We start from the raw sequence: 13,194 nt of genomic DNA, 5'->3' as shown, positions 1-13,194 counted from the left end.
GAGGTTGACCATGAGTGAGATCAAGATTATTAATGCCAAGAAAATTTACCACGATGTAGCTGTTATCGAAAACCTAAACGTTACTATTCCTAAGGGGAGCCTTTTCACCCTCCTTGGGCCTTCAGGATGTGGGAAAACAACCTTGCTTCGTATGATTGCAGGTTTCAATAGCATCGAAGGAGGAGAGTTCTACTTCGACGATACTAAAATCAATAACATGGAACCTAGCAAACGAAACATTGGGATGGTTTTCCAAAACTATGCGATTTTCCCACATTTGACAGTGCGTGATAACGTAGCGTTCGGACTCAAGCAAAAGAAAGTTCCAAAAGACGAACTCATCGAACAAACAAATAAATACCTTGAGTTGATGCAAATTGCCCAGTATGCAGACCGAAAACCAGATAAACTTAGTGGTGGTCAGCAACAACGGGTTGCCCTAGCACGTGCCTTGGCAGTTAATCCTAGCGTTCTCCTCATGGACGAACCCCTCAGTAACTTAGATGCCAAACTTCGATTGGATATGCGTCAGGCTATTCGTGAAATCCAACACGAAGTTGGTATTACAACAGTCTACGTAACTCACGACCAAGAAGAAGCTATGGCCATTTCTGACCAAATCGCCGTTATGAAAGATGGTGTTATCCAACAAATCGGACGCCCGAAAGAACTTTACCACAAGCCAGCAAATGAATTTGTCGCAACCTTTATTGGTAGAACAAACATAATCCCTGCTCGTTTGGAAAAGCAAGCTGACGGAGCTTACATCGTCTTTGAAGATGGTTACTCTCTTCGTATGCCAGCATTAGACCAGGTGGAAGAACAAGCTATTCATGTCAGCATTCGTCCTGAAGAATTTATTCGTGACGAAAATGGACCAATCGACGGTACAATTAGTGATAGTGTCTATCTTGGACTCAATACTGAATACTTCATCGAGACAGGGTTTGCTTCAAAAATCCAAGTAAGTGAAGAATCTACATTTGAAGAAGATTTGAAAAAAGGAGATCGCGTTCGTTTGCGTATCAACACTCAAAAACTCAATGTCTTCTCTGAAGATGGTTCTCGCAATCTCATAAAAGGAGTCGGCCATGGAGCGTAAAAAACTAAATATCTGGACTGCGTCTTCCTTCTTCATCTTCCTTACTTATCTTGTTTTTCTGGTCTATCCAATTGTTACGGTATTAAAACAGGCACTGGTACATGAAGGTCATTTCTCATTAGAAAATTTTGTGACTTTCTTTAGCAAGTCTTACTATTCTGAAACCCTTATCAACAGTTTCAAGGTTTCTGTAACTGCCACAATTACCTCTGTCGTTGTTGGTACCTTGCTAGCTTATCTTTTTTCTATGTATGATTTCAAGGGAAAGAAGTTTTTACAAATTTTAATCATCATTGCATCCATGTCAGCTCCCTTTGTAGGTGCCTATTCTTGGATTCTACTTCTTGGTAGAAACGGGGTTATCACAAAGTTTCTAACCAACACACTTCACTTGCCAGGTCTTGACATCTACGGTTTCAAAGGTATTGTGCTTGTCTTTACACTTCAACTCTTCCCTCTCGTCTTTCTTTACGTAGCTGGGACTATGAAGAGTATCGACAACTCCCTCTTGGAAGCTGCTGAAAGCATGGGATCTTTCGGTCTAAAACGAATTGTAACAGTCGTTTTACCTCTCTTGGTTCCAACCTTACTAGCAGCTGCACTCCTCGTCTTTATGAGAGCCTTCTCGGACTTTGGTACTCCGATGTTGATTGGTGAGGGATATCGTACCTTCCCGGTATTAATCTATACTCAGTTTATCAGTGAGGTAGGAGGCAACTCTGCCTTTGCATCAGCCTTAGCAATTATGGCGATTACAATCGCCCTAGTTATCTTCCTCATCCAAAAATACGTTTCAAATCGCTATAGTTTCAGTATGAACTCGCTTCATCCAATTGAACCTAAGAAAACGACAAAAGGGAAGATGGCTGCTATTTATGTGACAGTTTATGGCATTATCTTATTCTCTGTTTTGCCTCAAGTTTACTTGATTTATACATCCTTCCTGAAAACATCTGGTATGGTTTTCGTCAAAGGATATTCACTAAACAGCTATAAGACTGCCTTTAGCCGTATGGGATCTGCTATTTTTAATACCATTCGTATCCCTCTCCTTGCCTTGGTTCTCGTTGTTGTCTTTGCGACCTTCATCTCCTACCTTGCAGTTCGCAAACGCAACCTATTTACCAACTTAATCGATAGTCTTAGTATGGTACCTTATATCGTACCCGGAACTGTACTCGGTATTGCCTTTATCTCTTCATTCAATACAGGCCTCTTCGGAAGTGGTTTCCTGATGATTACTGGAACAGCCTTCATCTTGATTATGTCCTTATCTGTCAGAAGACTTCCTTATACCATTCGTTCTTCAGTTGCAAGTTTGCAACAAATTGCTCCTAGTATCGAAGAAGCAGCAGAAAGCTTGGGAAGTAGCCGTCTCAATACCTTTACTAAAATCACAACCCCAATGATGCTTTCAGGGATCATCTCAGGAGCAATCCTTTCATGGGTAACAATGATTTCAGAACTTTCAACTTCGATTCTCCTATATAATGTAAAAACTAGAACAATGACCGTAGCTATCTACACTGAAGTACTTCGTGGGAATTATGGTGTGGCAGCAGCCTTGTCTACTATTCTCACTATCTTAACAGTTACTTCCTTGTTACTATTTATGAAAATTTCTAAAAATAACAGCATTACGCTCTAGTTTTTTTCCTACTAAAACAGCCAATTCCCCCTGGCTGTTTTTTATATCTCCACTTTTGATTTTCCCGAATCATCACCTTCGATAAATACAGATTCCTATCAATAGGACATATCTTAGCTAGTTATATAGATGCAAGATGGGGCTTTTTATGGTAGAATATAGGAAAGTGCTTTCTCAGAAGGAGGAAAATATGGACAAACAAACCATCGCTGTTTTAGGGCCTGGTTCTTGGGGTACTGCCTTGTCACAAGTTCTTAATGACAACGGACACCAAGTACGTATCTGGGGAAATATTCCTGACCAAATTGATGAAATTAATACACAACATACTAACAAACGCTATTTTAAGGATACTGTATTAGACGAAAAAATTGTTGCCTATCATGATTTGGCAGAAACCTTGAAGGGGGTTGATGCCGTCTTGTTTGTGGTGCCAACCAAGGTGACCAGATTGGTAGCTCAACAAGTAGCTGCTGTTTTGGATCATAAAGTAGTGATCATGCATGCTTCAAAAGGCCTTGAACCCAATAGCCACAAACGTCTTTCAACCATTCTAGAAGAAGAAATCCCTCAAGAGTTGCGTAGTGAAGTTGTGGTTGTATCTGGCCCTAGCCATGCAGAAGAAACGATTGTACGTGATATTACCTTGATTACGGCTGCTTCTAAAGATTTACAGACTGCTCAATATGTTCAAAAACTCTTTAGCAACCACTACTTCCGCCTTTATACCAATACAGATGTGATCGGAGTGGAAACAGCTGGTGCTCTTAAAAATATCATTGCCGTTGGTGCAGGTGCCCTTCATGGACTTGGATTCGGGGATAATGCAAAAGCTGCTATTATCACGCGTGGTCTGGCAGAAATTACTCGTCTGGGGGTTAAACTTGGAGCAAATCCATTAACTTACAGTGGACTTTCTGGGGTTGGAGATTTAATCGTTACCGGAACTTCTGTCCACTCACGTAACTGGCGTGCAGGAGATGCTCTTGGGCGTGGCGAAGCCTTGGCAGATATCGAAGCAAATATGGGAATGGTCATTGAAGGTATTTCAACAACCAAAGCTGCCTATGAATTGGCACAAGAACTTGGAGTTTATATGCCAATCACCCAAGCCATCTACCAAGTTATTTATGAAAATGTTAATATTAAGGATGCCGTTTCTGAACTCATGAGCAATGAGTTCAAGGCAGAGAACGAGTGGTCTTAGTCACCGTTAGAAAGGAAGCTCATGAAGCAAAAAGTTAGAAAAGCCGTTATCCCTGCTGCGGGACTTGGAACTCGTTTCCTACCTGCAACTAAAGCTTTGGCCAAAGAAATGTTGCCAATCGTAGATAAACCAACCATCCAGTTTATCGTTGAAGAAGCTCTTAAATCTGGAATTGAAGATATTCTTGTGGTAACAGGAAAGTCAAAACGTTCTATCGAAGATCATTTCGACTCAAACTTCGAGTTAGAATACAACCTCAAGGAAAAAGGAAAAACCGACCTTTTGAAACTAGTTGACGAAACAACTGGTATGCGTCTTCACTTCATCCGTCAAACACACCCACGTGGACTCGGAGATGCCGTCTTACAAGCCAAAGCTTTCGTTGGAAACGAACCCTTTGTGGTCATGCTTGGAGATGACCTCATGGATATCACAAATGACAAGGCCGTTCCATTGACCAAGCAGCTCATGAATGATTATGAGAAGACTCACGCTTCTACTATTGCCGTAATGCCTGTCCCACACGAAGAAGTTTCTTCATACGGTGTTATCGCTCCTCAGGGAGAAGGAAATGACGGTCTTTACAGTGTTGAAACCTTCGTTGAAAAGCCAGCACCTGAAGACGCACCAAGTGATTTAGCTATTATCGGTCGTTACCTTCTCACACCTGAAATTTTCGGCATCCTCGAAAGTCAAAAACCTGGTGCAGGAAATGAAATTCAACTAACAGATGCTATCGACACCCTCAACAAAACTCAACGAGTATTTGCTCGTGAGTTTAAAGGTGCACGTTACGATGTCGGAGACAAGTTTGGGTTTATGAAGACTTCCATCGAATACGCCCTTAAACATCCACAAGTCAAAGACCACTTGAAGGACTACTTGATTGATCTTGGAAAAGAACTTTCAGGAGAAAAATAAACAATTTGTCAAACAGTCAGATTTAACTTAAATCTGGCTTTTTTGATATCTAAATCTCAAGACCCAATCCCTATCCAAAGCCCTGTTCTAAGCCTAATTTCTTGCAAGAGATGCTTTTATGGTATAATAATAAAGAGTGAGGAATTCTATGAACAAACATGTAACAAGAATCAAACAAAAAGGACTGGCCTTACTTGGGTCTCTAAAATTAACAATTTCTAAAATGAATACAAAGAAAAAGAGTGGAAAAAATTCTAAGAAGAAAAAGCAAACGCAAACACCATTCGATATCTGGACTTTATTTTCAAAAATTTTACTTGGAATAAAGGCAACTTTTAACACACTTTTCATCCTAGCTTTTATTGGCGGTCTCCTTGGAACAGGGGTTGCCTTGGGGTATGCTGTTTCTCTCTTTGATCAGGTTAGTGTCCCTCAAACAGAAGATTTGATCAAGCAGGTCAATAATATTTCATCCATCTCTGAAATCCGCTATGCAGATGGTTCCATGATTAGCGCTATCGAAAGCGATCTACTTCGCACATCTGTATCATCAGATGCCATTTCAGATAACCTCAAGCAAGCTATCGTTGCAACCGAGGATGAACACTTTGCAGAGCACAACGGTGTCGTTCCTAAAGCGGTTATTCGTGCCAGTCTAGGAAAATTCATCGGACTTGGCTCTTCCAGTGGAGGATCTACCCTAACACAACAGCTCATCAAACAACAAGTAGTTGGTGATGCTCCTACGCTTGCCCGTAAAGCCAGTGAAATCGTTGACGCCTTGGCCTTGGAAAGAGCCATGAGCAAGGACGAAATCCTAACCACCTATCTCAACGTTGCTCCTTTTGGTCGTAACAATAAAGGTCAAAATATCGCAGGGGCTCAACAAGCTGCCAAAGGGATTTTTGGGGTGGATGCAAGCAAACTAACCATTCCTCAAGCGGCTTTCCTAGCAGGTTTACCACAAAGCCCTATTTCCTACTCACCTTATGAGTCTACTGGGGAGATGAAGAGCGAAGAAGATATTGAACTCGGTATTAAGCGCTCAAAAGATGTTCTCTACAATATGTATCGAACAGGAGTCCTCAGCCAGGAAGACTATGAAACCTACAAGGATTATGACATTAAGCAAGATTTCTTGCCAGCAGAAAATGCCAGCGTAACTTCTAAAGGCTTCCTCTACTTCACTGCACTCGATGAGGCTACCAAGATTATGTATGATTATCTGGTGCAAAAGGACAATGTTTCTGACCAAGAACTACAGAACGAATCTATCCGAAAATCTTATCAAGAATTGGCTGAAAAAGAAATCCAAAACGGTGGTTACCGAATTACAACTACCATCGATAAAACGATTCATACTGCTATGCAAAATGCCGTAACAAACTACGGATACCTTCTAAATGATAGCTCGGGTCAACCTGAAGTCGGGAATGTCTTGATGGACAATCAAACTGGTGCGATTTTAGGGTTTGTAGGTGGACGAGATTATCAGACCAATCAAAACAATCACGCCTTTGATACCAAGCGTTCCCCTGCCTCTACTACCAAGCCACTCTTGGCCTACGGTATTGCTATCGACCAAGGGCTTATGGGAAGTGCTAGCATCCTCTCAAACTATCCAACAAACTTCTCTAACGGAACTCCGATTATGCATGTCAACAGTCCTGGAACAGCCATGATAGACCTTAAAGAAGCTCTCAACTATTCTTGGAACATCCCAGCTTACTGGACCTACAGAATGCTCCGTGAAAAAGGGGTTGATGTCCGTTCTTATATGGAAAAAATGGGTTATGAAATCCCAGAATATGGCATTGAAAGTCTTCCTATGGGAGGAGGAATTGAAGTTACTGTAGCCCAGCACACCAATGGCTACCAAACGCTAGCTAACAATGGTACCTATCATAAGAAATACATGATCTCAAAAATTGAGAAAACGAGTGGTGAGGTTCTCTATGAACATCAGGCTAAACCCATCCAAGTTTACTCTAAAGCTACTGCAACCATTATGCAGAGTTTGCTAAGAGATGTGCTTTCATCTCGAGTCACTACAAGCTTCCAAACGGATCTGACTTCTATCAATTCCAGTCTAGCAGGTGCTGACTGGATCGGAAAAACTGGTACAACCAATGAAGAAGGGGATATGTGGCTAATGGTCTCTACTCCAAGATTAACCCTTGGAGGCTGGGTTGGACATGATGATAACAGCCCTCTAGCCCAGGGAGCTTACTACCGCAATGCAAAATATATGGCTCATTTGGTAAATGCCATCCAGCAAGCATCTCCCTCTGCTTGGGGTTCAGAACGTTTCAAACTCGATTCAAGCGTCACTTCATCACAAGTCCTCAAATCAACTGGTCAAAAGCCAGGAAAGGTGACTATCAATGGGAAAGAAATTAATCTAAGCGGAGAAACGGTGACTAGCTACTGGGCTAACCAAGCTGGCGCACCGACTACCACTTATAAATTCGCTATTGGTGGAAGCGATTCTGACTACCAAAATGCCTGGAACACCATTTTAGGAAGTCTGCCAAAAGTATCTTCTTCCTCATCAAACAATAGCAGTAGCAGTAACAGTAACAATAACAACAATAATAGTAATAATCGTAATAATACTTCTAATAGTAACGGGAACAATAATAGTAGCTCTAGTTCCAATAACAGAAGTAGCAATCAACGGCGCTAACTAGCACAATCATTGAGAGTGGGAAAGAAATGATTTTCTCAACTCTCTTTTTTCTTTCTTCGTTTCATGGTACAATAGCAATATGAATAAATATCAAAAGAATATTTTTAAGGGAACCATTTATTCTCTCCTATCTGGCTTGATCTGGGGGATCTGCGGAATTTTAGGAGAGTACTTTTTTTCACATTATCAAGTATCTTCAGGGTGGATTACTTCTATGCGTCTACTCGTCGCTGGTAGTTTCGTAATCGTCTTATCTAGTATAAAACTCCGGTTCCAGCTCTTCGAGATCTGGAAAAATCGAAACAATTACCTTCCTTTTCTGGCCTATGCTATCTTAGGAATCTTCTCCGTTCAGTATTTTTTCTATCTCTGTGTGGAGTACTCCAACGCTACAACTGCAACCATCCTACAATTTATCAGTCCTGTCTTTATCCTCTTTTACAATCGCATCATCTACAAGAAAAAAGCTTCTAAAAGTGCTATTTTTTATGTCTTGGTCGCTATGGTTGGGGTCTTTTTGATGGCTACCAAAGGCGATCTCTCTAAGTTATCCATCACTCCTATCGCTTTATTAACTGGACTTCTCAGTGCACTAGGTGTCATGTTTAATGTCATCTTACCCCAACGCTTTGCTAAAAAATACGGTTTTGTGCCTACTGTTGGCTGGGGAATGATTATCGCTGGGATTTTTAGTAATTTTCTCTACCCTGTTTATAAGATTAGCTTTCAGGTTGATGCCATCAGTATCTGTATTTGTTTGACTATTGCCTTTTTGGGAACAGCCTTTGCTTTCTTCCTATCGATGAAGGCTGTCTCGCTCGTTTCTCCCTTGGTGGTGTCAGTCGTCAGTGCAAGCGAACCTTTATCATCTGCTATTCTAAGCGTTCTCTTTCTAGGTTTAGTCTTGGATGGGTATCTGCTACTGGCTATGATTTTGATTATCATCCCAATGATCTTTCTATCCATTGAAGAATCAAAAAACAAAATGAAAGAATCTTCTTTTAACACTTAAGGCTTCAAAATTGAAGCCTTTTTTGGTAGAATAGTAAGCATTACAAAGAGTGAGGAGACACCTATGACTGCTACAAAAATGAATGCACAAGAAATTATCCAATTTATCGCCAATGCTGAGAAAAAGACAAGCGTAAAAGTGACCTTTGAAGGACAACTTGCTGGAGCTATCCCTGCCTCTGTTATCAAGCTTGGGAATGTTCTTTTTGGAGACTGGAAAGATATCGCTCCACTTCTTGAAGGACTTACAGAAAACAAGGACTATGTTGTTGAACAAGACGCTCGCAACTCCGCTGTACCTCTCCTTGATAAACGCGACATCAATGCTCGTATCGAGCCAGGCGCTATCATCCGTGACCAGGTTGAGATTGGCGACAACGCTGTTATCATGATGGGGGCTGTTATCAATATCGGTGCTGAAATCGGTGCTGGTACTATGATTGATATGGGAGCTATTCTGGGTGGACGTGCTATTGTCGGTAAAAATAGCCACGTTGGTGCAGGTGCTGTTCTTGCAGGCGTTATCGAGCCAGCTAGTGCAGAGCCTGTCCGTGTCGGTGACAATGTTCTCATCGGTGCTAACGCTGTGGTTATCGAAGGTGTTCAAATCGGTAGCGGTTCTGTTGTTGCAGCAGGTGCCATCGTCACTCAAGATGTCCCAAAAAATGTTGTGGTAGCTGGTGTTCCAGCTCGTGTTATCAAAGAAATCGATAGCCAAACCCAACAAAAAACAGCGCTAGAAGATGCGCTTCGCACCTTGTAATTAGTAACAGAGGCGGAAATATTTCCAGCCTCTTTATCGTATCAGTAGAAGGAAATTAGATATGTTAGATTTAATTCAAACTCGACGCGATCTTCACCAAATTCCTGAGATTGGTTTAGAAGAATTCAAGACTCACGCTTATTTACTCAATATCATTGAGAAATTAATAGCTGGTAAGGATTTTGTTCAGATTCGTACTTGGCAAACAGGTATTTTAGTGTATTTACAGGGAAGTCAGCCAGAACGTACCATCGGTTGGCGGACAGATATCGACGGACTCCCAATCGTTGAACAAACAGGTCTTGCCTTTGCCTCTCAGCACCCAGACCGTATGCATGCTTGTGGGCACGACTTTCACATGACCATTGCTCTAGGAAGTCTCGAACGTGCTCTAGAAAACCAACCTAAAAACAATCTCCTCTTTCTCTTCCAACCTGCCGAGGAAAATGAAGCAGGTGGCATGCTCATGTATGAAGACGGCGCCTTTGGCGACTGGTTGCCTGACCAATTCTATGGGCTTCATGTCCGTCCAGACCTAAAGGTTGGTCAGATTGCGACCAATACCCATACACTCTTTGCAGGAACTTGCGAAGTCAAGATTCGCTTCAAGGGTAAAGGTGGTCACGCTGCCTTCCCACATCAAGCAAACGACGCTCTGGTTGCAGCTAGCTATTTTGTCACTCAAGTTCAATCGGTTGTCAGCCGTAATGTTGATCCTATCGAGGGAGCTGTCGTCACTTTTGGTGTTTTTCAAGCTGGGACAACCAACAATGTCATTGCTGATACAGCCTTCTTGCATGGAACTATCCGAGCTCTTACACACAACATGAGCCTCTTGGTGCAAAAACGTGTCAAAGCCATCGCTGAAGGTGTTGCAGCTGCTTTTGATATGGAAGTGGAAGTTGAACTCAAGCAGGGAGGTTATTTGCCAGTCGAAAACAACCCTGAATTAGCCCGTGAATTGATGACCTTCTTTGATGAAAAAGAGGGAATTGAACTAATCGACATCGAACCTGCCATGACAGGAGAAGACTTTGGTTATCTTCTCTCCAAGGTTCCTGGTGTCATGTTCTGGCTTGGAATTGATAGTCCCTATGCTCTTCACCATCCACAGATGAGTCCTAAGGAAGAAGCTCTGGCAATTGGAGTCGAGGCTGTATCAAGCTTTTTAGCCAAGAAAGCTGCGGAGTAAACTATGAAAAAAAGCTTACGCAAGCAGGTCTTGCAAGAACTCAAATCTCTGTCAACCGAAGAAAAGGAAGTCATGGACGTTTGGTTGACTGAGCAACTACTTCTACATCCCTTCTACAAGGAAGCAAAAACCATCGCCACTTATCTGTCTTTTCCTCATGAATTTCAGACAGCTAGACTCATTGAACAGGCTCAAAAAGATGGGAAGACACTCCTCATTCCCAAAACCTATCCACATGGGAAAATGGACTTTGTTCTATATGAACCAGAGAAACTCGAAAGAAATTCTTTTGGACTTCTTGAACCTCAAGGAGATTTCACTATCCTTGAACCCTCTCAGATTGACCTGATTCATGTTCCTGGTTTGGCTTTCAATCCTTCTGCTTATCGGATTGGCTACGGTGGTGGTTATTATGATCGCTACTTAGAGCATTTCCCAGGCCACACCATCAGTACACTTTATTCTTGTCAGATTCAGGACTTCCAGCCTGATTCACATGATATTCCCGTTGAGGAGGTACTTATCTATGAAAGAGATTTTTAATCGTCGGTATCCTGTCACGAGCTTCTTTCTACTCGTGACAAGCCTGGTTTTCATACTCATGTTTCTAACCAGTGGTTTCAACTATACCAGTGCAGCCACCTTATATCAGTTTGGAGCTATTTATCCTCCTGCTATTAAAGCCATGCCTGAGCAGATATGGCGTTTATTCTCAGCAACCTTTGTTCATATTGGCTTGGAGCACTTTTTAGTCAATATGCTATCCCTCTACTTTTTGGGGCGTCAGATGGAGCAAATCTTTGGCTCCAAACAGTTTTTCTTTATCTATCTCTTATCAGGTATGATGGGCAGTCTCTTTGTCCTAGTTTTTAGTCCTAATACCATTACCGCGGGGGCTTCAACTGCTCTCTACGGAATGTTCGCTTCTATTGTCGTTCTTCGTTATGCTTCACGCAATCCCTACCTCCAACAACTTGGTCAATCCTATCTCTCCCTCTTAGTCATCAACCTAGTAGGTAGTGTCTTAATCCCTGGAATCAGCCTTGCTGGACATGTGGGTGGTGCCGTGGGTGGTGCATTGCTGGCTATCGTCTTCCCAGTTCGAGGAGAACGAAAGATTTACAGCCCAGGCCAACGGGGGCTTGCAACCCTAGCCTTTATTGCTTTATCAGCTCTACTACTTTTTATCGGACTATTCTAAGAACAAGAAAAACCATTGGAAGTTCTCAAATTGAGAAGTTTCAATGGTTTTTTGAATCTATTTGAAAAGTAGTTTAAAACCCATTATTGTCACTGAGTTCTTTGAACCAGTGGCCTGATTTTTTCAAGCGACGTTCTTGTGTTTCTAAGTCAAGCTCGACCAAACCATAGCGGTTTTTATAGCTGTTGAGCCATGACCAGCAGTCGATAAAGGTCCAAATCAAGTAGCCTTTACAGTTGGCACCGTCTTCGATGGCACGATGAAGCTCACGAAGGTGACCTTTAACAAAGTCAATACGGTAATCATCCTGAATCATTCCATTCTCACGGAATTTATCTTCACCTTCAACGCCCATCCCATTCTCTGTCAACATCCACTCGATATTGCCATAGTTTTCCTTGATATTTTGAGCGATATGGTAAATCCCTTGCTCGTAGATTTCCCAGCCACGGTGTGGATTGATTTTACGACCAGGCATGACGTAAGGCTCATAGAAATGTTCTGGCAAGAGCGGACTGTCAGGATGCTTAGCAAAACGTGGCGCCATGACACGCAAAGGTTGGTAGTAGTTGACTCCAAGGAAATCGACTGTGTGCTCACGAATAAGTTCCAACTCTTCGGCCGTGTACTCTGGTAACAAGTCATGCTCAGCCAAAATTTCCACTAACTCTTCTGGATATGCTCCTAAAACAGACGGATCTAGGAAAGATTGTGCCTGAAAGAGGTCGGCAATGCGAGCTGCTTTGACATCCGCAGGATGTTGACTACGTGGATAGGCTGGAGTCAAGTTGAGGACAATTCCAATCTTAGAATCAGGTAATACTTCATGACAAGCCTTAACTGCAAGAGTGCTGGCTAGTTGGGTATGATAGGCAACCTTTACTGCTGCTTTGGCATCTACCTTATGAGGATAATGGGCATCATAGAAATAGCCGAACTCTACAGGAACGATAGGTTCATTGAAGGTAATCCACTGATCTACCAAGTCTCCATAAGTTTCAAAACAGAAACGCGCATAGTCTTCATAAGCTTTAATGGTTGCCTTATTTTCCCAACCATCGCCATCTTCTTGAAGGGCAAAAGGCAAGTCAAAGTGATAAAGATTGACTAAAAGACGAATGCCCTTAGCCTTGATGGCTTCAAAGACCTGGCGATAGAAAGCCACACCCTGAGGATTGACTTCCCCACGCCCCTGTGGGAAAATACGTGACCACTGGATAGAAGTTCGAAAGGCTGTGTGGCCAGTTTCTAACAATAGTTCGATATCTTTTTCCCAATTTTCATAAAAGGTCGATGTTTTGTCTGGTCCAATCCCATTGTAGTAGCGATTTGGTTCTACTTGGTACCAATAATCCCAGAGATTATCTCCCTTTCCGTCACCAGGCACTCGCCCCTCTGTCTGTGGCCCAGAAGTTGAGGAACCCCAGACAAAATCCTTTGGAAATTTTAGCATAGCACTA

At 42.2% G+C, this 13,194-nt stretch carries 11 protein-coding genes; 10 read left to right on the top strand and 1 reads right to left on the bottom strand.

From position 1 onward, the window contains the following. Positions 1-10: 10 nt before the first annotated feature. The 10 genes from AXE83_RS01490 to AXE83_RS01445 all read left to right on the top strand — a co-directional run bounded on the left by AXE83_RS01490 (position 11) and on the right by AXE83_RS01445 (position 11,734). Complete coding sequence (locus AXE83_RS01490; protein WP_060955156.1) at positions 11-1,102, top strand: ABC transporter ATP-binding protein; 1,092 nt, start codon at positions 11-13, stop codon at positions 1,100-1,102. Then, the gene (locus tag AXE83_RS01485; RefSeq protein WP_060955155.1) at positions 1,092-2,750 is read left to right on the top strand and encodes an ABC transporter permease; all 1,659 of its coding nucleotides are present in this window, start codon (positions 1,092-1,094) and stop codon (positions 2,748-2,750) included. The genes AXE83_RS01490 and AXE83_RS01485 overlap by 11 nt, the downstream gene beginning before the upstream one ends. Before the next feature lie 190 nt (positions 2,751-2,940). Next, complete coding sequence (locus tag AXE83_RS01480) at positions 2,941-3,957, top strand: NAD(P)H-dependent glycerol-3-phosphate dehydrogenase (protein WP_060955154.1); 1,017 nt, start codon at positions 2,941-2,943, stop codon at positions 3,955-3,957. Between the two features lie 21 nt (positions 3,958-3,978). Further along, on the top strand, positions 3,979-4,878 hold the full coding sequence (gene galU, locus AXE83_RS01475) for a UTP--glucose-1-phosphate uridylyltransferase GalU (protein ID WP_060955153.1): 900 nt from the start codon (positions 3,979-3,981) through the stop codon (positions 4,876-4,878). A 148-nt stretch (positions 4,879-5,026) separates the two neighbouring features. Then, entirely contained in the window at positions 5,027-7,564 is a 2,538-nt protein-coding gene (gene pbp1b, locus AXE83_RS01470) for a penicillin-binding protein PBP1B (protein ID WP_083500964.1), read from the top strand. Positions 7,565-7,646: 82 nt separating this feature from the next. Then, a complete protein-coding gene (locus AXE83_RS01465) occupies positions 7,647-8,579 on the top strand; it encodes a DMT family transporter (protein WP_060955152.1) in 933 nt (310 codons plus the stop codon). A gap of 63 nt (positions 8,580-8,642) precedes the next feature. Further along, a complete protein-coding gene (gene dapD / locus AXE83_RS01460; protein ID WP_060955151.1) occupies positions 8,643-9,341 on the top strand; it encodes a 2,3,4,5-tetrahydropyridine-2,6-dicarboxylate N-acetyltransferase in 699 nt (232 codons plus the stop codon). A 61-nt stretch (positions 9,342-9,402) separates the two neighbouring features. Beyond that, a complete protein-coding gene (locus tag AXE83_RS01455; protein WP_060955150.1) occupies positions 9,403-10,533 on the top strand; it encodes an N-acetyldiaminopimelate deacetylase in 1,131 nt (376 codons plus the stop codon). 3 nt (positions 10,534-10,536) lie between these two features. Then, on the top strand, positions 10,537-11,076 hold the full coding sequence (locus AXE83_RS01450) for a 5-formyltetrahydrofolate cyclo-ligase (RefSeq protein ID WP_060955149.1): 540 nt from the start codon (positions 10,537-10,539) through the stop codon (positions 11,074-11,076). Then, complete coding sequence (locus AXE83_RS01445) at positions 11,060-11,734, top strand: rhomboid family intramembrane serine protease (protein WP_060955148.1); 675 nt, start codon at positions 11,060-11,062, stop codon at positions 11,732-11,734. The genes AXE83_RS01450 and AXE83_RS01445 overlap by 17 nt, the downstream gene beginning before the upstream one ends. Before the next feature lie 73 nt (positions 11,735-11,807). Here the strand turns inward: AXE83_RS01445 and AXE83_RS01440 are convergent, their stop codons facing one another. Then, complete coding sequence (locus AXE83_RS01440; RefSeq protein WP_060955147.1) at positions 11,808-13,187, bottom strand: glycoside hydrolase family 1 protein; 1,380 nt, start codon at positions 13,185-13,187, stop codon at positions 11,808-11,810. Positions 13,188-13,194: the final 7 nt, after the last annotated feature.

Source organism: Streptococcus sp. oral taxon 431, assembly GCF_001553685.1.
Classification (GTDB): domain Bacteria; phylum Bacillota; class Bacilli; order Lactobacillales; family Streptococcaceae; genus Streptococcus.
The sequence above is the reverse complement of the archived record's forward strand: the minus strand, read 5'-3'. Positions and strand labels throughout refer to the sequence as shown.

Excerpts from the sequence above, each read along its gene's own strand:
- AXE83_RS01465 (WP_060955152.1), top strand. The coding sequence starts at position 7,647 with ATGAATAAATATCAAAAGAATATTTTTAAGGGAACCATTTATTCTCTC.
- AXE83_RS01450 (WP_060955149.1), top strand. The coding sequence starts at position 10,537 with ATGAAAAAAAGCTTACGCAAGCAGGTCTTGCAAGAACTCAAATCTCTG.
- AXE83_RS01485 (WP_060955155.1), top strand. The coding sequence starts at position 1,092 with ATGGAGCGTAAAAAACTAAATATCTGGACTGCGTCTTCCTTCTTCATC.
- galU (WP_060955153.1), top strand. The coding sequence starts at position 3,979 with ATGAAGCAAAAAGTTAGAAAAGCCGTTATCCCTGCTGCGGGACTTGGA.
- AXE83_RS01445 (WP_060955148.1), top strand. The coding sequence starts at position 11,060 with ATGAAAGAGATTTTTAATCGTCGGTATCCTGTCACGAGCTTCTTTCTA.
- AXE83_RS01455 (WP_060955150.1), top strand. The coding sequence starts at position 9,403 with ATGTTAGATTTAATTCAAACTCGACGCGATCTTCACCAAATTCCTGAG.
- AXE83_RS01490 (WP_060955156.1), top strand. The coding sequence starts at position 11 with ATGAGTGAGATCAAGATTATTAATGCCAAGAAAATTTACCACGATGTA.
- dapD (WP_060955151.1), top strand. The coding sequence starts at position 8,643 with ATGACTGCTACAAAAATGAATGCACAAGAAATTATCCAATTTATCGCC.
- pbp1b (WP_083500964.1), top strand. The coding sequence starts at position 5,027 with ATGAACAAACATGTAACAAGAATCAAACAAAAAGGACTGGCCTTACTT.
- AXE83_RS01440 (WP_060955147.1), bottom strand. The coding sequence starts at position 13,187 with ATGCTAAAATTTCCAAAGGATTTTGTCTGGGGTTCCTCAACTTCTGGG.
- AXE83_RS01480 (WP_060955154.1), top strand. The coding sequence starts at position 2,941 with ATGGACAAACAAACCATCGCTGTTTTAGGGCCTGGTTCTTGGGGTACT.